This is a genomic window from Streptomyces sp. SudanB5_2050, assembly GCF_964272335.1.
In the GTDB taxonomy this organism is placed as follows: Bacteria; Actinomycetota; Actinomycetes; order Streptomycetales; family Streptomycetaceae; genus Streptomyces; species Streptomyces rochei.
This window is the reverse complement of sequence record NZ_OZ186760.1, coordinates 1,813,031-1,831,218: the sequence shown is the minus strand read 5'-3', so window position 1 is coordinate 1,831,218 and position 18,188 is coordinate 1,813,031. Positions and strand designations below refer to the sequence as shown.

The 18,188-nt window shown below is 73.8% G+C and carries 17 protein-coding genes; 12 read left to right on the top strand and 5 right to left on the bottom strand.

All coding sequences use genetic code 11. The features are described 5' to 3' along the window. The first annotated feature begins 138 nt into the window (after window positions 1-138). The 3 genes from ACFZP7_RS08140 (at window position 139) to ACFZP7_RS08130 (ending at window position 1,956) form a co-directional block, all read left to right on the top strand. Window positions 139-759 carry a sigma-70 family RNA polymerase sigma factor gene (locus ACFZP7_RS08140; RefSeq protein WP_223781250.1) on the top strand — a complete coding sequence of 207 codons (621 nt, stop codon included), beginning with the start codon at window positions 139-141 and terminating at the stop codon, window positions 757-759. After that, a complete protein-coding gene (locus tag ACFZP7_RS08135; protein WP_193515820.1) occupies window positions 756-1,571 on the top strand; it encodes an anti-sigma factor domain-containing protein in 816 nt (271 codons plus the stop codon). The genes ACFZP7_RS08140 and ACFZP7_RS08135 overlap by 4 nt, the downstream gene beginning before the upstream one ends. A 115-nt stretch (window positions 1,572-1,686) precedes the next feature. Next, window positions 1,687-1,956 carry a hypothetical protein gene (locus ACFZP7_RS08130; protein ID WP_029393217.1) on the top strand — a complete coding sequence of 90 codons (270 nt, stop codon included), beginning with the start codon at window positions 1,687-1,689 and terminating at the stop codon, window positions 1,954-1,956. A 263-nt stretch (window positions 1,957-2,219) separates the two neighbouring features. Here the strand turns inward: ACFZP7_RS08130 and ACFZP7_RS08125 are convergent, their stop codons facing one another. After that, entirely contained in the window at window positions 2,220-3,014 is a 795-nt protein-coding gene (locus ACFZP7_RS08125) for an ABC transporter permease (RefSeq protein ID WP_031016755.1), read from the bottom strand. Further along, on the bottom strand, window positions 3,011-3,958 hold the full coding sequence (locus ACFZP7_RS08120) for a daunorubicin resistance protein DrrA family ABC transporter ATP-binding protein (RefSeq protein WP_031016754.1): 948 nt from the start codon (window positions 3,956-3,958) through the stop codon (window positions 3,011-3,013). The genes ACFZP7_RS08125 and ACFZP7_RS08120 overlap by 4 nt, the downstream gene beginning before the upstream one ends. Window positions 3,959-4,020: 62 nt before the next feature. On the opposite strand from ACFZP7_RS08120, the gene ACFZP7_RS08115 reads away from it, so the two are divergent. Continuing rightward, window positions 4,021-4,725: a TetR/AcrR family transcriptional regulator gene (locus ACFZP7_RS08115; RefSeq protein ID WP_031016744.1), complete on the top strand. Its 705-nt coding sequence runs from the start codon at window positions 4,021-4,023 to the stop codon at window positions 4,723-4,725. Window positions 4,726-4,782: 57 nt separating this feature from the next. Here ACFZP7_RS08115 and ACFZP7_RS08110 read toward each other — a convergent pair whose 3' ends face one another. The 3 genes from ACFZP7_RS08110 to hmgA are packed head-to-tail and all read right to left on the bottom strand — an operon-like array spanning window position 4,783 to window position 8,104. After that, window positions 4,783-5,970 (bottom strand): type ISP restriction/modification enzyme, encoded by a 1,188-nt coding sequence (locus ACFZP7_RS08110; protein WP_355517253.1) that lies wholly within the window; start codon window positions 5,968-5,970, stop codon window positions 4,783-4,785. Window positions 5,971-6,011: 41 nt separating this feature from the next. Beyond that, complete coding sequence (locus tag ACFZP7_RS08105) at window positions 6,012-6,761, bottom strand: GntR family transcriptional regulator (protein ID WP_019325301.1); 750 nt, start codon at window positions 6,759-6,761, stop codon at window positions 6,012-6,014. A gap of 26 nt (window positions 6,762-6,787) precedes the next feature. Next, the gene (hmgA, locus tag ACFZP7_RS08100) at window positions 6,788-8,104 is read right to left on the bottom strand and encodes a homogentisate 1,2-dioxygenase (protein WP_031016740.1); all 1,317 of its coding nucleotides are present in this window, start codon (window positions 8,102-8,104) and stop codon (window positions 6,788-6,790) included. Window positions 8,105-8,356: 252 nt separating this feature from the next. Between hmgA and ACFZP7_RS08095 the strand changes: the two genes are divergently transcribed. The 8 genes from ACFZP7_RS08095 to ACFZP7_RS08060 all read left to right on the top strand — a co-directional run bounded on the left by ACFZP7_RS08095 (window position 8,357) and on the right by ACFZP7_RS08060 (window position 18,169). Then, complete coding sequence (locus tag ACFZP7_RS08095) at window positions 8,357-8,938, top strand: hypothetical protein (protein WP_385634143.1); 582 nt, start codon at window positions 8,357-8,359, stop codon at window positions 8,936-8,938. Window positions 8,939-9,002: 64 nt separating this feature from the next. Next, the gene (locus tag ACFZP7_RS08090) at window positions 9,003-9,620 is read left to right on the top strand and encodes a TetR/AcrR family transcriptional regulator (RefSeq protein ID WP_193515816.1); all 618 of its coding nucleotides are present in this window, start codon (window positions 9,003-9,005) and stop codon (window positions 9,618-9,620) included. A 114-nt stretch (window positions 9,621-9,734) separates the two neighbouring features. Beyond that, window positions 9,735-11,978 carry a molybdopterin oxidoreductase family protein gene (locus ACFZP7_RS08085; RefSeq protein WP_385634142.1) on the top strand — a complete coding sequence of 748 codons (2,244 nt, stop codon included), beginning with the start codon at window positions 9,735-9,737 and terminating at the stop codon, window positions 11,976-11,978. 123 nt (window positions 11,979-12,101) lie between these two features. Next, entirely contained in the window at window positions 12,102-13,550 is a 1,449-nt protein-coding gene (locus tag ACFZP7_RS08080; RefSeq protein WP_030978252.1) for a CitMHS family transporter, read from the top strand. Window positions 13,551-13,624: 74 nt separating this feature from the next. Continuing rightward, the gene (locus tag ACFZP7_RS08075) at window positions 13,625-14,938 is read left to right on the top strand and encodes an MFS transporter (protein WP_385634141.1); all 1,314 of its coding nucleotides are present in this window, start codon (window positions 13,625-13,627) and stop codon (window positions 14,936-14,938) included. Next, complete coding sequence (locus ACFZP7_RS08070; protein WP_031016729.1) at window positions 14,935-15,120, top strand: hypothetical protein; 186 nt, start codon at window positions 14,935-14,937, stop codon at window positions 15,118-15,120. Before ACFZP7_RS08075 ends, ACFZP7_RS08070 begins: the two co-directional genes overlap by 4 nt. A 199-nt stretch (window positions 15,121-15,319) precedes the next feature. Next, a complete protein-coding gene (locus ACFZP7_RS08065; RefSeq protein WP_385634140.1) occupies window positions 15,320-16,657 on the top strand; it encodes an ABC transporter ATP-binding protein in 1,338 nt (445 codons plus the stop codon). Between the two features lie 123 nt (window positions 16,658-16,780). Next, complete coding sequence (locus tag ACFZP7_RS08060; RefSeq protein ID WP_019325292.1) at window positions 16,781-18,169, top strand: aldehyde dehydrogenase family protein; 1,389 nt, start codon at window positions 16,781-16,783, stop codon at window positions 18,167-18,169. Window positions 18,170-18,188 lie beyond the last annotated feature (19 nt).

The window sequence follows — 18,188 nt, the reverse complement described above, 5'->3', positions numbered from 1 at the left end:
CCCGTTTTCCTCCCAAAAGTAGCTCAGCCGAGGGCGGATGCGGCCCCCCTGAGCACCGATCCGGCCCCGACGGCCACCACCGCCGGCGCGGACCGGTGCCGGGCCGACCCGCGTTTTCGGCCCGCCGATCCGTACCCACTGCCGGGGCGGTCCACCGGCACGCCCCGGCAGTGGCGCGAGCGGGTCTCACGGGGCACGCGGGGAGAGGGGGACCGGGTGGAGGCGGACGAGCTGCTGGTGCTCGTGGCGGGCGGTGACCAGAAGGCGTTCGAGGACCTGTACGGGCTGATCTCCGGCCCGGTGTTCGGACTGGTGCGCCGCGTCGTGCGCGACCCCGCGCAGTCCGAGGAGGTGACGCAGGAGGTACTGCTCGAACTGTGGCGGTCCGCCGCGCGGTTCGACCCGCGCCGGGGCAGCGCCCTGGCGTGGATCCTCACCGTCGCCCACCGCCGCGCCGTCGACCGGGTGCGCAGCGCCCGCGCGGCCGGCGAACGCGAGCGGCGCGAGGCCCGGCGCGCCCGCCTCCCCGCCTTCGACCAGGTCTCCGAGGAGGTCGAGGCGGGGCTCGAACGCGAGTGGGTACGCCGCTGCCTGGACCGCCTGACCGCCCTGCAGCGCCAGTCCGTCACCCTCGCCTACTACGACGGCTACACCTACCGCGAGGTCGCCGAGCGCCTCTCCCTCCCCCTGGGCACGGTGAAGACACGGATGAGAGACGGACTGGGACGTCTGCGCGAGTGCCTGGGAGGTGCCGCGTGAGCCTCTTCGGCCGGCTGCCGCGCCGCGGCGGCCTCCACTCGCTGGCCGCCCCTTACGCCCTGGACGCTCTGGACGGCGCGGAACGGGACCGCTTCGAACGGCACCTTCGGACCTGCGACCGCTGCGCCGCCGAGACACGGGCGCTGTCCGAGGACGCCGTCCGGCTGGCCTGGTCCACGGCGGCACCGGCCCCGGCCGCCCTGCGCGACCGCGTCCTGGCCGCCGTACGGACCACGGCGCAGGAACCCGCGCCGGGACGGGGCCGCCCGGCGCGCCGGCTGCCGCCCCATGTGTGGGGCGGGCCGCCGACGCCGGAACGTTCCCGCCCGCTCGGCCGGCGTCCCCTGCTGCCGCCCTTCGCCACGGCGACGGCCGCTGCGGCGCTCGTGGTCGCCTCGCTCTTCGCCGTCCAGGCGGACCGGACGCGGGGCGAGCGGGACACCGCCCGGGACCGGGCACGTGAGATCGCCCACGTTCTCGCCGCTCCGGACGCTCGCGCGGCCCACGGGGAGGACGAGCGCGGGCGCGGGATCGGAGTAGTCGCTTCCGCATCCGAGGGGCGCGCGGTCGTCACCCTGAGCGGGTACCGCGAGCCGTCCGGCGACCGCGTGCACCAACTGTGGGTCATGCGCCCCGGCGCTGAAGCGCGCTCCCTGGGGCTCTTCGAGGGCGACACGCCCCTGGTCGCCACCGGCCTGGACCGGTCGGCCACCTCACTCGCGGTGACGGTCGAACCGGGCGGCGGGTCCCACCGGCCGACGAGCAGGCCGGTCCTCCAACTCACCCTGGAATCTGTCGGATTCGGAGAGTAATCGTCAACCCCCTTACGGGGAAGGTGAATCCTGTGACCGCGATACACGCATGCCGTACCGGGGCGATAGGGTTACCCTGCCCGGGCCGGGTGGACTCGTACGGGTGGGGAGTGACATGGAACAGATAACAGTGCGCAGCAGGGCCAGGGTCCCTGCGATCACCTGCGGCAGCAGCGCGACCAGCTCGCGCCTCGACCGCCATCTCGCGGTGCTCGGAGGGCCCGCCCTCCCACAGCGGGAAACGGTGGAGGCGACGTCGCTGATGCGTGAGCTGACCGCGCGTGAGCCCGCGCACCAGCGCAGCGGCAGGGGCGCCCGGGTCCGCCGGGTCTCGCTGTTCGCGCCACTGCGCCGACTGCGCCGCTCGCTGTTCGGCGGCAACTGAGGCCCGCGCTCCGGCGGTCACACCGTCCCGGCGCGGCGCCGCGCGTTCGTCCGTCATCCCCACGGCACGCAGCGGCGCCCCGGTGTGGTCCCGAGCGCGGGTGTCACCCGTACCCCGGCTCCTCCGTGCGCCCGCTCCGTACGCCTGCCCGTCCCGTACCTGCCGGTCCGGTGCGTTCGCGCTCTCCGCGCCCGTACGCCGGCACGCGTCCGCCGTGCCCGTCCCGCCCTCTCCCCGCCCGGCGGTGACCTCCGCCCGCCCGCTCAGCCCTCCCCGCGCGCGTACCGGCGTACGGCGAGCGGGACGAACACCGCCAGCAGGACCGCGCACCAGGCCAGCGACCCGGCGACCGGATGCGCCACCGGCCAGGCGGCCCCCTCCGGCACCGGCGCGTTGCCGAACAGGTCCCGCAGCGCCGTGGTCACCGCGCTGATCGGATTCCACTCGGCGACCGTGCGCAGCCAGCCCGGCAGCCCCTCGGTCGGGATGTACGCGTTGGACAGCAGCGGCAGGATGAAGGTCGCGCCGCCCAGTTGACCGGCGGCCTCCTCGTTGCGGGTGAGCAGCCCCAGGAAGACGCCGATCCACGTCGTGGCGAACCGGAACAGCAGCAACAGCCCCACGGCGCCGGCCGCGCCCGGCACGCTGCCCTCCATCCGCCAGCCCACCGCCAGCCCGACCAGCAGGAAGGGCACCAGGCCGGCGGCCGTGACGAGCAGGTCCGCGACCGCCTGTCCCAGCGGTACCGCCGCCCGGCTCACCGGCAGTGTCCGCAGCCGGTCCGTGACACCCCGGTGGGTGTCCTGGGCGGCCTGGAACATGCCCGTCATCAGGCCGTTCGCGGCCGTCGCGACCAGCAGGCCCGGCACCAGGAAGGCGCGGTACTCCTCACCCGGCATCGCCAGCGCGCTGCCGAAGACGTAGCCGAAGAACAGCAGCATCGTCACCGGCATGGTCTGGGTGAGGATCAGCAGCCCCGGATTGTTCCGCAGCCGCTGAAGCTGCCGGCCCAGCATCGCGGTGCCGTCGTGGGCCAGGTCGTGTGTCACGGTGCTCATGCCGCGACCTCCTTGTTCTCGCCGGTGAGGCGGAGGAAGACGTCGTCGAGGGTCGGCGGCCGCAGGCTCGCGTCCAGCAGGGGGACGCCCGCCGCGTCGAGTTCGCGCACCAGACGCGGCAGGGTCAGCGTCGGGTCGGTGCTGGCCGCGCCCACGGTGCGCCGGTCGGGGTCCAGCACGGGTTCGGTTCCGGTGAGTCGGTCGAGGACCGCCGCCGCAGGCCCCATGGCCTCCGTATCCGCGACGACGGCCTCCGCGTACGCCCCCACCAGCGCCTTGAGTTCGGCGGGCGACCCGGTGTGCGCGACCCGTCCCCGGTCCACCAAGGCGATGTCGTCGGCGAGGCGGTCGGCCTCCTCCAGGTACTGCGTGGTGAGGAGCACGGTCGTGCCCTCCTCCTTGAGGGCGCGCACGGCGTCCCAGATCCGGTTCCGGCTGGCCGGGTCGAGTCCCGTCGTCGGTTCGTCCAGGAACAGCACCTCCGGGCGGCGGACCAGGCTCGCGGCCAGGTCGAGGCGGCGTCGCATGCCGCCGGAGAAGGTGGAGGCGGGGCGGTCCGCGGCCTCCGTCAGGCCGAAGCGGTCGAGGAGTTCGTCCGCCCGCGCCGAGGCGTCCCGCAGCCGGTGCAGCCGGGCGAACAAGCGCAGGTTCTGGCGGCCGGTGAGGTCCCCGTCGACCGACGCGTACTGCCCGGTGACGCCGATCCGGCGCCGGACGGCGGCGGCCTCGCGGACCAGGTCGTGCCCGGCGACCCGCGCGGAACCCGCGTCCGGCCGCAGCAGCGTGGTCAGCAGGCGTACGGCCGTGGTCTTGCCCGCCCCGTTCGGCCCGAGCAGCCCGCACACGGTGCCCTCGGCCACCGCCAGATCCAGACCCCGGAGCGCGCGTACCTCGCCGAAGCGCTTCTCCAGACCTTCACTAAGTACAGCGTACGTAGTAGTCATGGGTCGACCATAGCGCACTACGTACGCTGTACGTAACTAGGATGGTGGCCGAGGTGATGACGATGGCGGGCCGAGCGGCCGTACCCGAAGTGATCTGGGCGCGCCCCGAGCGCACCGGCCGGGGGCCGAGACCGGCGTACACGCGCGCCGACATCGCCGCCGCCGCGGTGCGGATCGCCGACGCGGAGGGCCTCGACGCGGTCTCGATGCGCCGCGTCGCCGCCGAGCTGGGCTGCGGCACCATGTCGCTCTACAACTACGTCCCCCGCAAGGAGGACCTGTACGAGCTGATGATGGACGCCGTCAGCGGCGAGCACGAGCTGTGGGAGCCGAGCGGCGACTGGCGCGCGGACATGATCCGGGTGGCCCACCAGACCCGTGCGCTGATGCACCGCCACACCTGGCTGCCGCGCCTGATGTCCCCCGTCTACGGCTTCAGCCCCAACGCCCTGCGCTTCCTGGAGCACTGCCTCGCCTGCCTCGACCCCTTCGACGCGCCCTACGGCACGAAGATGGAGCTGGTGGCGATGGTGAACGGCGTCGTGACGACGTACGTCACCAACGAGATCTCCACGGCCGAGCGCACCCGTTCGCTGCCCTGGTCCGAGGAGCAGGAGAACGCGACACGCATCGCCTACCTGGGCGCGCAACTGGCGAGCGGCGCCTATCCGCGGCTGGCGGCGTCCTTCGGGGCGGACGCCGGGCCCATCGACATGGAGGCGGTCTTCGAGCGGGCGCTGGGGCGGGTGCTCGACGGATTCGCCTGAGCCGGGAGGGCACCGCCGGGCGTCCCGGGCCGCCCGCGGGCCTGGGGGACCCAGGGCCTACAGCAGCGCCAACTGGCCCTCCGGCCCCTCCTCCCGGCCGTCCAGGACGGACGCCGGCCTGCGGGCCGCCGCGGACACCGGCAGCACGCCCGCCGCGCGCAGCTCGGAGACGGTGATCTCCGCCGTGACCTCCAGCTCGCCGCAGCGCGGGCGCACCTCGGCGAGCAGCGCGAGGACCGTGATCAGCTCCAGCAGCTCCGACGTCCAGGTCTGCGGCCAGGCCGCCGGGCGGACGGCCGCCAGCGTGCCCGGCTCGCCCTCGGCGGTGCGGGCCGCGAACCACTGCTCCAGCACCCGCACCCCGCCCACCTCGAAGTCCCACGCGCCGGGCGGCACGGGGGAGACGCGGCCCTCGTCCAGGTACAGGGCCTCCTCGTCGCGGTCGTAGCGCAGGGTCAGGGGGCGCGGGGGCAGCGGTGCGCGGACGTAGGGGCGGCGGCCGCCGGGCAGCTTCGGGCGTTCGCCGTCGCGGCGCATCAGCCACAGCGCGCGCCGGCCCAGTTCGACCCCGCGCTCCCACAGCGCCGGGTCCGCGGTGAGCGGAACGCGGCAGTCCTCCCGGGCCGTCGCCACCGCCCAGGCCAGGACGTCCGGCGGCGCGGGGCGCCGGCCGAGACGGGCGGCCAGGTGGTCGAGGAGGCCGGGGGACAGGTTGGGCTCGGCCCCGCCGGGGCGGCGGTAGAGCGGACGCACGCGGGAGGGGCCGAACAGCGGCAGCCGGGACGTGGCGAGGAGCGGAGGCGGACCGGGGGCGCCGGAGGCGCCGGGCGAGCCCGGGGCGCCGGGCAGCGCCACGACGAAGACCTGCCGCTCGTCCGCCACCCGCCACAGCTCCGGGCGGGCGGCGTCGATCAGCCGCTGGTCGGGGATGAGCCACTGCTCGTCGAAGGGGGCGCGCAGCACCCGGACCGGTTCCGGACACGGACCCGAGGCGCGCAGCAGCCTCTCCGTTCCCCCGGCGGTGCCCGGCAGCCGTCCCACGGCCGTGTGCAGCGTGCGGGAACGCGTCGGTTCGAACAGGGCCTCGCGGCCGGGGCCGTCGGCCTTCACCAAGGCGTCCCAACGGGCCTTCAGCGTCGCCGGGTCGGGGGCCGCCGGCCACCCCCGGCCGAGCCGCGGCGGTGCGACGGACCACGGCATGAGGTCCGCCAGCGGCGGAGCGTCGTCGTGCGTCACGCCGGGCATCGTACGACGTGGCGGGCCGGCCTCAGGCGGCTTCGACGGCCTCAGGTGGCGTCCAGGGTGACCGTGAAGGAGAAGCGGTCGCCCCGGTAGTGGATGACCGCCACGTCCAGCACCCGCCCCGCCGTGTCGTACGTGATGCCGGTGTAGTGCAGGATCGGGCTGAGCAGGGGCACTTCGAGCAGCCGGGCCGTCTCCGGGTCGGCGAGCCGGGCCTCCACGGTGTCCGTGATCCGGCTGATGCCGATGCCCAGCACGTCCCGCAGCACCTTGGTCATCGGCCGGCGGACCAGGTCGTCGGGGTCGATGCGGGCGGCCAGCTCGGGACGGACGTAGTTGCGGGCGTGGTTGGTGGGCTCTCCCGTCTGCTCGTCGCAGCGCAGCCGGTGGTAGGTCCCCACCCGGTCCGCGTCCGGGAAGTGCTCCGCGACCTCCGGCGGCACGGGGCACGTGCCGTGGTCCAGCAGCTCGGCCTTCATGCCGGACTGCTGGGCCACGATCGCGTCCACCGAGCCCAGCAGCCGCACCGGGGCGCCCCGCCGGGCGTCGGGCTCGATGAACGTCCCGCGCCTGCGGTGACGGGTGATCAGCCCCTCGTCCTCCAGCTCCTTCAGCGCCTGCCGCATGGTCAGCACGCTCACCCCGTAGTGGCCGGCCAGCTGCTCCTCCGTGGGCAGGCGCAGCGGGTCCCGGGGCGAGCGGCCCAGTATCGAGGCGCGCAGCGACTGCGACACCTGGTACCAGAGCGGCAGCTTGCGGTTGAGGACGATGGAGTCCGGGGCGAAGGAGGTCACGGGCCATCCGTACCGGTAGTGAATCCTCAGTGCAAGGGGCGGAAGTGACGCTCCAGGCCCTGCCAGACGTCGTCGTAGCCCTGCTGCAGGTGCTCGGCGCGGGCCGCCTGGGGCGTGAGCGTCACCGGCCACCGCGTCTCGAACATGAACGCCAGCCCGTCGTCGATCCGCTGCGGCTTCAGCTCGGCCGCGCTCGCCCGGTCGAAGGTCTCCCGGTCCGGTCCGTGCGCCGACATCATGTTGTGCAGCGAGCCCCCGCCCGGCACGAAGCCCTCCGCCTTGGCGTCGTAGGCGCCCTCGATCAGGCCCATGTACTCGCTCATCACGTTCCGGTGGAAGTACGGCGGCCGGAAGGTGTCCTCGCCCACCAGCCAGCGCGGCGCGAACACCACGAAGTCGACGCCCGCGAGACCCGGGGTGTCCGAGGGGGAGGTGAGCACCGTGAAGATGGACGGGTCCGGGTGGTCGTAGGAGATGGTGCCGATGACGTTGAAGCGGCGCAGGTCGTAGACGTACGGCACATGGTTGCCGTGCCAGGCGACCACGTCGAGCGGGGAGTGGTCGTAGGTGGCCGTCCAGAGGTTCCCGCAGAACTTGTTGACCACCTCCACCGGGCCCTCGACGTCCTCGTACGCGGCGACCGGCGCCAGGAAGTCCCGGGCGTTGGCCAGCCCGTTGGCCCCGATCGGGCCGAGGTCGGGCAGCTGGAACGGCGTGCCGTAGTTCTCGCAGACGTAGCCGCGGGCGTCGGCGTCGAGCAGCTCCACGCGGAAGCGGACCCCGCGCGGGATCAGCGCCACGTGGCCCGGCTCGGCGTGCAGCAGCCCGAACTCGGTGCGCAGCAGCAGACCGCCGCGCTCCGGGACGATCAGCAGTTCGCCGTCGGCGTCGCCGAAGACGCGCTCCATGGACGCCGTCGCGTGGTAGAGGTGCACGGCCATGCCGGTGCGCTGGGTGACGTCGCCGTTGCCGCCCAGCGTCCACAGGCCGGCGAGGAAGTCGGTGCCCGCCTCGGGCTCGGGCAGCGGGTTCCACCGCAGGCGGTTCGGGTCCGGCACCGCCTGGGTGAAGGGGGCGGTGCGGATGGCGCCGTTGCCGGTGCGGGTGAAGGCCGGGTGGGCGGCCGACGGGCGGACGCGGTACAGCCACGAGCGGCGGTTGTGCGCCCGCGGCTCGGTGAACGCCGTGCCGCTCAGCTGCTCCGCGTACAGGCCCAGCGGGGCCCGCTGCGGCGAGTTCCGGCCCTGGGGCAGCGCCCCCGGAACCGCCTCCGAGCTGTGCTCGTTGCCGAAACCGGACAGGTAGGCCAGTCCCTCCGCGGTCTTCCGCGCGTCCCCGCTCATCGCTCGCTCCCTCGCAACCCGTGTCCCGCCCGATTCCTATGGGACACCGTAGGATTGCGTTTTCCCGCGCGCAAGAGGTCGTACGGTCTTCCCGTGCCTCCCGCGCCTCCCGTGCCTCTCGTCCCTCCAGTCCTCCGGTCTCTCCTGCCCTCCCGTCTCTCCTGTCCTCGTACCTGTCCCCCCACAGGAGGATGACCGGAACCAGACCCCCGGGGGATCCGCGCGGTCGGACCGGTGTTCTAGTCTCCCGTCATGTCGTGGACGCGGGGTGTGCTCGCCGCGCTCGCGGTCTGTGTCCTGCTGCTGACCGGATCCGCGGGCTGCGGCGCCAGTGATGCGGGTGAACCGGAGGCCGGGGAGTCGGCCATGCCGGTGGGCAGGCTGCTCGACGCCACCGACGAGGAGGGCCGTCGGTACCGCGAGGTGGACGCCGAGCGGGCGCCGGAGGTCGGCATCGAGGTGCAGCCCGCCGCCGACGACAGCTGGGACGTGCGGCTGACCGTGCGCGACTTCAGGTTCTCGCCGGCGGGCACGGAGACGGTGGCGGTGCCCGGCCGGGGCCTCGCCCACCTCTTCCTCGACGGCGAGCTGATCGCCCGCCTGCACGGCCCGGACCACCGCCTGGAGGCGGCCCTCGTCCCCCGCGGCACGCACCAGCTCACCGTCCGCCTGTACGCCGACGACGGCACCGTCTGGGCCGTCGACGGCGAGCCGGTCGAGAGCACGGCGGACATCACGGCCTCGGACGCGGAGCCGACCGGGGCGACGCGACCGGAGGAGATACCCGAGGACGCGGTGAGCCGGACCCCGCCCGGCTCCGCGGCGGCCCGATGAGTACGCGGACCGCGGGTGCGCGTACCGGAGGTCACGGTTCACCGAAGCGCGCCGGAAGGGCATCATGAGCACCGTGTCCCAAGCGACCCCGCTCCGCCGGGCCCCCGTGCAGCGGCGCAGCGCCGAACGCCTGACCAGGATCCTCGACGCCTGCGCCGACCTCCTCGACGAGGTCGGATACGACGCGCTGAGCACCCGCGCCGTGGCGCTGCGCGCCGACGTCCCCATCGGGTCGGTGTACCGCTTCTTCGGCAACAAGCGCCAGATGGCCGACGCGCTGGCCCAGCGCAACCTGGAGCGTTACGCGGAGCGCGTCACCGAGCGGCTGACCGGGTCGGACGACGACGGCTGGCGCGGGGCGCTGGACGCGGTGCTCGACGAGTACCTGGCGATGAAGCGCACCGCGCCCGGCTTCTCCCTGATCGACTTCGGCAACCAGATCCCGGTGGGCGACCGCCACGCCGTCCCCAACCACCGCGTCGCCGACCGGCTCACGGAACTGCTCTCCGGCTACCTCGGCCGCAGCCCCGACGACGATCTGCGCCGCGCCTTCCTCGTCGCCGTCGAGACCGCGGACACCCTCGTGCAGCTCGCCTTCCGGGTCGCCCCCGACGGGGACGAGAAGATCATCGAGGAGGCGCGCGAGCTGCTCCGGGCGTATCTGGGGCGGGTCCTGGACTGACGGACCGGCGTCCCACCTCTCCACGCGCCGGTCGCCGCAAGGTCTCCCCACCATGCCTACCGGTCGGTATGCTCACGCGCAGAGCGTCCACGCCGCCGCCCACCGGGAGGACCCGTGCCCCGCACCGCCCTGCGTATCTGTCCCCTGTGCGAGGCCACCTGCGGCCTGGTCCTCACCGTGGACGGCACCACGGTCACCGCCGCACGCGGCGACCGCGACGATGTCTTCAGCCGCGGATTCGTCTGCCCCAAGGGCGCGTCCTTCGGCGCCGCCGACGCCGACCCCGACCGGCTGCGCTCGCCGCTGGTGCGCAGGGGCGGCGAGCTGCGCGAGGCCGGCTGGGAGGAGGCCTTCGACGCGGTCGCCGCCGGCGTCCGGCCCGTCGTCGAGCGGTACGGACCGCACGCCGTCGGCGTGGTCCTCGGCAACCCCAACGTGCACACGATGGCCGGCGCCCTCTACCCGCCCGTCCTGCTCGGCGCCCTGGGCACCCGCAGCCTCTTCACCGCCTCCACGGTGGACCAGATGCCCAAGCACGTCTCCAGCGGGCTGCTCTTCGGCGACGCGAACGCCATCCCGGTCCCCGACCTCGACCGCACCGACCACCTCCTCCTCATCGGAGCCAACCCGCTCGAGTCCAACGGCAGCCTGTGCACCGCCCCCGACTTCCCCGGCCGGCTCAAGGCCCTCAGGGCGCGCGGCGGCACCCTCACCGTCATCGACCCGCGCCGCACCCGCACCGCGAAGCTCGCCGACCGGCACGTGGCGATCCGCCCCGGCACCGACGCGCTGCTCCTCGCCGCGACGGCGCAGGTGCTGTTCGAGGAGGGCCTGGTGGACCTCGGCGCACTGGCGCCCCACGTGGAGGGCGTCACCGAACTCGGCCGGGCGCTGCGCGACTTCACCCCGGAGTCCGTCGCCGCCGCCTGCGAGGTGGACGCCGAGGTGACCCGCGCCCTGGCCCGCGAACTCGCCGCCGCCCCCACCGCCGCCGTGTACGGCCGCATCGGCAGCTGCACCGTCCCGCACGGCACCCTCGCCAGCTGGCTGGTCGACGTCCTCAACGTCCTCACCGGAAACCTCGACCGGCCCGGCGGAGCGCTGTTCCCGCAGGCCGCCACCGACAGGACGCCCCGCCCCGCCGGGCCCGGCCGCGGCTTCGCGCTCGGCCGCTGGCGCTCCCGGGTGAGCGGACACCCCGAGGCCAAGGGCGAGCTGCCCCTGTCCGCCCTCGCCGAGGAGATCGACACCGTCACCGACGAGGGCGAACCGGTGCGCGCGCTGCTCACCGTCGCCGCCAACCCCGTGCTGTCCGCACCCGACGGCGACCGCCTCGACAAGGCGCTGGCCTCCCTCGACTTCATGGTGAGCGTCGACCCGTACCTGAACGAGACCTCCCGCCACGCCCACGTCGTCCTGCCACCGCCCCCGCCCTCCCAGAGCCCGCACCACGACTTCGCCTTCAACACCCTCGCGGTGCGCAACCAGGTCCGCTACACCCGCCCCGCCGTCCCGCTGGAACCGGGCCGGATGGCCGAGACCGAGATCCTGGCCCGCCTCACCCTGGCCGTCACCGGCGGGCACGGCACCGACCCGGCGGCCGTCGACGCCGCGGTCGTCGAGCGGACCCTCGGCGCAGCCGTCCGGGACCCGCACTCACCTGTCCACGGCCGCGACCCCGGCGAGCTGGCCGCGTGCCTCACCGGGGAGGACGGCCCCGAGCGGCGCCTCGACCTGATGCTGCGCCTCGGCCCCTACGGCGACGGCTTCGGCGCCCGGCCGGACGGGCTGACCCTCCAGCGGCTCCTCGCCCACCCGCACGGCATCGACCTCGGCCCGCTGCGCCCGCGCCTTCCCCAGCCGCTGAAGACCCGCAGCGGCAAGGTGGAGCTGCTGCCGGGTCCGATCGCCGCCGACCTGCCGCGCCTGCGCCGGGCCATGGCCGAGCGCCCCGCGGGGCCGGTCCTCGTCGGCCGCCGCCATCTGAGGTCCAACAACAGCTGGATGCACAACGTCCCCGCCCTCACCGGCGGCTCCAACCGCTGCACCCTGCAGCTGCACCCCGACGACGCCGACCGGCTCGGCCTGCGCGACGGTCAGCCCGTGCGGGTCGAGGGCGCCGGGGGAGCGGTGACCGCGCCCGCCGAGGTCACCGACACCGTCCGGCCCGGTGTGGTCAGCCTCCCGCACGGTTGGGGCCACGACCGCCCCGGCACCCGCCTCACCCACGCCGCCACCGATCCCGGCGTCAACGTCAACCAGCTCCTCGACGGCAGCCTGCTCGACCCGCTCTCGGGCAACGCGGTTCTCAACGGCGTACCGGTAAAGCTCACGCCACTGACCGGCACAAAGCTGTGACCTGGAGTTTTGCGCTTATTGCTCGCGTGTCAACATCTTGTTAACGCCGCTTCACGGCACCTAACGTCGCTCGCACCGCCTGCCCCGGTGGGATGTTCAAGGGCGAACGTTAGGTACTCACTCATGCTGACCATCCTCGGCTTCGCCATGATCGCGACCTTCCTGGTCCTGATCATGATGAAGAAGATGTCGCCGATCGCGGCGCTCGTGCTGATCCCCGCGCTGTTCTGCGTGTTCGTCGGCAAGGGCGCCCACCTCGGTGACTACGTCATCGACGGCGTGTCCAGTCTCGCCCCCACCGCGGCGATGCTCATGTTCGCGATCGTCTACTTCGGGGTGATGATCGACGTCGGGCTCTTCGACCCGATCGTCCGGGCCATCCTGAGGTTCTGCAAGGCCGACCCGATGCGGATCGTCGTCGGCACGGCCCTGCTCGCCGCGATCGTCTCGCTGGACGGCGACGGCTCCACCACCTTCATGATCACGGTCTCGGCGATGTACCCGCTGTACAAGCGGCTGAAGATGAGCCTGGTCGTGATGACCGGTGTCGCCGCGATGGCCAACGGTGTGATGAACACCCTGCCCTGGGGCGGCCCCACCGCCCGTGCCGCCACCGCGCTGAAGGTCGACGCCACCGACATCTTCGTCCCGATGATCCCGGCACTCGCCGTCGGACTGCTCGCGGTCGTCGTCCTGGCGTACGTCCTCGGTCTGCGCGAGCGCAGGCGGCTGGGCACGCTGACGCTGGACGAGGCGCTGGCGCGGGAGCCGGAGAGCGAGACGGTGCTGGTCGGGGCGGGTTCCGGCACCGCGTCCGGTGCCAAGTCCGGTGCGAAGTCCGGCGCCAAGTCCGGTGGCGGGGCCGGCTCCGGCACCGGTGAGGACGCGGACGCCGGCCCGGCCACCGCGGACGGCGGGTCCGACGACGACTTCCAGGGCCTGGACCCGAACCGGGCCACCCTGCGTCCCAAGCTGTACTGGTTCAACGCGCTGCTCACGGTCGCCCTGCTCACCGCCATGATCATGGAGTGGCTGCCGATCCCGGTGCTGTTCCTGATCGGCGCCGCGCTCGCGCTCACCGTCAACTTCCCGCACATCCCGGACCAGAAGGCCCGGATCGCCGCCCACGCCGACAACGTGCTCAACGTCTCCGGCATGGTCTTCGCCGCCGCCGTCTTCACCGGGGTCCTCACGGGCACCGGCATGGTCGACCACATGGCCAACTGGCTCGTGGACACCATCCCCGACGGCATGGGCCCGCACATGGGCCTGGTCACCGGCCTGCTCAGCCTGCCGCTGACGTACTTCATGTCGAACGACGGCTTCTACTTCGGCGTCCTGCCCGTGCTCGCCGAGGCCGGCCAGGCGCACGGCGTGTCGACGCTGGAGATCGCCCGCGCCTCGATCGTCGGCCAGCCGCTGCACATGTCCAGCCCGCTCGTCCCGGCCGTCTACGTCCTGGTCGGCATGGCCAAGGTCGAGTTCGGCGACCACACGAAGTTCGTCGTGAAGTGGGCGGTCCTGACGAGCCTGGTCATTCTCGGAGCGGGCATCCTGTTCGGCATCATCTGATCATCGGACCGGTTCCCCGGTCGGCTCCCTCGCGGAGCCGCCCGGGGCACCGGCGGTCCGGGAAGGAAACGACCATGGCGCCCGGTGGGAACCGCGGCTGGCTGCTCCGCCTCGTCATCGCCTTCGGCTTCGCCCAGGGGGCGGTGTCGATGGCCCGGCCCGCCGTCTCCTACCGGGCCCTGGCGCTGGGCGCGGACGAGCGGGCGGTCGGCGTCATCGCCGGTGTCTACGCGCTGCTGCCGCTGTTCGCCGCCGTCCCGCTCGGCCGCCGCACCGACCACGGCCGCTGCGCGCCGCTGCTGCCCGTCGGGGTGGTCCTCATCGCCGGCGGCTGCGCGCTCAGCGGCGTCGCCGGTTCCCTGTGGGCGATGGCCCTGTGGAGCGGCGTCATGGGCCTCGGCCACCTGTGCTTCGTCATCGGCGCCCAGTCGCTGGTCGCGCGTCAGTCCGCGCCGCACGAACAGGACCGCAACTTCGGCCACTTCACCATCGGGGCCTCGCTCGGACAACTGGTCGGCCCCATCGCCGCGGGCGCGCTGATCGGCGGGCACGACATGGCGGGCAGCAGTGCCCTCGCCCTGGTGGTGGCGGGCGCGGGCGCCGCCGTCGCGTTCACGTCGCTGTGGCGGATAGAGCACCCGGGCGCCGCCGGTTCCCGTGCGGAAGCCGGGGCGCGGGTGCCCGTGGGGAGCATCCTGCGCGCCCGGGGCGTCCCCGGCGGCATCCTGATCAGCCTGTCCGTGCTGTCCGCCACCGACATCCTCACCGCCTATCTGCCGGTGGTCGGCGAGCACCGGGGCATCTCCCCGGCCCTGATCGGCGTCCTGCTCAGCCTGCGCGCGGCGGCCACGATCGCCTGCCGGCTGGTGCTCACGCCCCTGTTGCGGCTGCTCGGCCGCACGGCGCTGCTGACGGTCACCTGTCTGCTGGCCGCCCTGCTGTGCGCGGGCGTCGCCCTGCCGGTGCCGGTGTGGGCGCTCGCGCTGATGCTGGTCGTCCTCGGCTTCTGCCTCGGCGTCGGCCAGCCGCTGTCCATGACGACCGTCGTCCAGGCGGCTCCCGACGGCGCCCGCTCCACCGCCCTCGCCCTGCGCCTGACCGGCAACCGGCTCGGTCAGGTCGCCGCGCCCGCCGCGGCCGGCCTGATCGCGGGCGTCGCGGGCGTCGCCGCGCCGTTCGTGATGCTCGGCGCCCTGCTGCTCCTGTCCTCGGGCGTCGCCCTGCGCTCGCCGTCCGCCGGGGCGCCCGCCGATGGTGACGGCCGGCGGCGGCCTGGCAGGATGACGCGGACCGCCTCGCGAGGGTCGGACGACCCGCAAGGGCCGGACGAACCGCGAAGGGCGGACGACTCGCACGGCTACAACTCGGAAAGCAGGGAACGCGCGTGATCCTCATTCTTCTGTCCGCGGTCCTCCTCCTGGTCGTGGGCGGCTGCGTCTGCGTGGTGTGGGCGGCCCGGGGCGGCCCCCGCTGGACCCGGGTGGTGGCCAGGGGAACGCTGCTGGCGGGCGAGCTGGCGCGCTCGTCGGGCCGCGGTGGGAACGGCCGCGGCGGCGACGCGGACGACTGAGGCGCCGTCGCCCGCCCTCGCCTGAATCCGGACGTCCGCTTTCTCATCAGATGGACACCCGCACCGAGATTGAGTCCGGCGTCTTCCCCCGGCCGCGCACAGTCCGTTAACTTCCGTGACTCACACGCCCCGTACGACCCGCACGAGGGCGTCCGACCGCGGAGCACCAGCGCTCAGTGAGCCCCCGGGGGCACCTCTCATGACACGCGCCATCTCCCTGCACGACGTGAGCAAGACCTACGCGCGAGGCGTCCGCGTGGTGGACCGGCTGTCGCTGGACATCGCGCCCGGCGAGTTCCTCGTCCTGCTCGGCCCCTCCGGCTGCGGCAAGTCCACCGTGCTGCGCATGATCGCCGGCCTGGAGGAGATCAGCGAGGGCCGGCTGCTGCTGGACGGGGCCTACGCCAACGACCTGCTCCCGTCCGAGCGGAGCATGGCGATGGTGTTCCAGAACTTCGCCCTGTACCCCAACATGACGACCCGCGGGAACATCGGCTTCCCCCTGCGCGTCGAGGACCCGCAGGGCGACCACGGCCCCCGCGTGGACGCCACCGCCCGCATGCTGGGCATCGAGGACCTCCTCGACCGCTTCCCCGCCCAGCTGTCCGGCGGCGAGCGCCAGCGCGTCGCCATGGGCCGGGCCATCTCCCGCCACCCCAGCGCCTTCCTGATGGACGAGCCGCTGTCCAACCTCGACGCCAAGCTCCGCAACCACCTGCGCGCCGAGATCACCAGGCTGACCCGCGAACTGGGCGTCACCACCGTCTACGTGACCCACGACCAGTCCGAGGCCATGTCCCTCGGCGACCGCGTGGCCGTCCTGCGCGGAGGCGTCCTCCAGCAGGTGGACACCCCCCGCGCGGTGTACGCCCTGCCGCGCAACGTCTTCGTCGCCGCCTTCGTCGGCACCCCGCGCATCAACCTCCTGCGCGGCCTGGTCCGGGCCCCGCTGGACGGCGCGATGACCATCAGCCTGGGCAAGCAGTACCTGCGCCTGCCCGAACCGCTCTCCCTGGACCACCAGTTGCTCCGCGTCCAGCAGGGCCGCGAGATCATCGTGGGTCTGCGCTCGGAGGCCGTGCGGATCGCGAAGCCCTCCTCCGCCCGCCCCGGCGAGGTGCTGCTCACCGGCCTCGTGGAGCACGTCGAGTTCCAGGGGCACGAGGTCCTCGTCCACTTCGACACCGGTTCGCGCCCGGCCGTCGTCCCCGACCTGGAGGCCCCCCGCCCCGCCGCCCGCCCGGCCCGGCGCCGCCGCGGCGACGGCACGGTCCTGGACCGCCTGAGGGAACGCGCCGGCGCCCTGCGCGCCGGACCGGTGGTCGTCCTGGACGAGGCCGACGAGGCCGAGCCCGCGGTCGCCGCCCCGGACGACCGCCTCCCCGGCGACCTGATCGTGCGGACCACGCCCGACATCGACCTGCGCCACGGCATGCAGGTGCCGCTCCTGGTCGACCTGGCCCACCTGTTCGTCTTCGACCAGCACGGCGACCGGATCTGCCCGGCCCCGGCCCGGCTGCCGGACCTGGAGGAGTGACACCACCGGACACCGGCCCACCGGGAGGGTGACCCGCGCCACCATGGTGGCCGCCCCTGGTGCCGTAAAACTATCGGCGCTAGTTTGGGGCGCGGACGACGAGGCCCGCCCGGAAGGAACCCGATGAAGGCACACGACGGCATGTACATCGACGGCGCCTGGCGAGACGCCGACGGACGGGACGCGATCGACGTCGTGAACCCGGCCGACGGGCAGGTCATCGGCCAGGTCCCCGCCGGCACCGCCCTGGACGTCGACACCGCCGTACGGGCCGCCCGCGCCGCACTGCCGGGCTGGTCCGCCACCCCGCCCGCCGAGCGCGCCGCCCGGCTGTCCGCCCTGCGGGACGTGCTGGTGGCCCGCAAGGACGAGATCGCGGAGACGATCACGGCCGAGCTGGGGTCGCCGCTGAAGTTCTCGCAGGCCGTGCACGCCGCCGCCCCCATCGCGGTGGCCGGCTCCTACGCGGAGCTGGCGGCGACGTACGCCTTCGAGGAGAAGGTCGGCAACTCCGTCGTCCACCACGAGCCGATCGGCGTCGTCGGCGCCATCACTCCCTGGAACTACCCGCTCCACCAGATCGTCGCCAAGGTCGCCCCGGCGCTCGCGGCCGGCTGCACGATCGTGCTGAAGCCCGCCGAGGACACCCCGCTGACCGCCCAGCTCTTCGCCGAGGCGGTGCACGAGGCGGGCGTCCCCGCCGGTGTCTTCAACCTGGTGACCGGCCTCGGCCCGGTCGCCGGGCAGGCCCTCGCCGAGCACCCGGGCGTCGACCTGGTCTCCTTCACCGGCTCCACCGCCGTGGGCCGCCGGATCGGTGCCGCCGCCGGCGCGGCCGTCAAGCGGGTCGCCCTGGAACTGGGCGGCAAGTCCGCCAACGTGATCCTCCCCAGCGCCGACCTGGCCAAGGCGGTCAACGTCGGCGTCGCCAACGTCATGTCCAACTCCGGTCAGACGTGCAGCGCCTGGACCCGCATGCTGGTCCACCGCGACCAGTACGACGAGGCCGTGGCGCTGGCCGCCGAGGCGGCCGCCAAGTACGGCGACCGGATCGGCCCCCTGGTCAACGCCAAGCAGCAGGAGCGGGTGCGCGGCTACATCGAGAAGGGCGTCGCCGAGGGCGCGCGCCTGGTCGCCGGCGGCCCCGAGGCGCCGCGCGAGGAGGGCTGCTACGTCAGCCCTACGGTCTTCGCCGACGTGACCGAGGACATGACCATCGCCCAGGAGGAGATCTTCGGACCGGTCCTGTCCATCCTCCGCTACGACGACGAGGAGGAGGCCCTGCGCATCGCCAACGGCACGGTCTACGGCCTCGCCGGCGCCGTCTGGGCCGGGGACGAGGCCGAGGCGGTCGCCTTCGCCCGCCGCATGGACACCGGCCAGGTCGACATCAACGGCGGCCGCTTCAACCCGCTGGCCCCCTTCGGCGGCTACAAGCAGTCCGGCGTCGGCCGCGAGCTGGGCCTGCACGGACTGACCGAGTACCTGCAGACCAAGTCCCTCCAGTTCTGAGCCAGGGAGCAGCCCACGT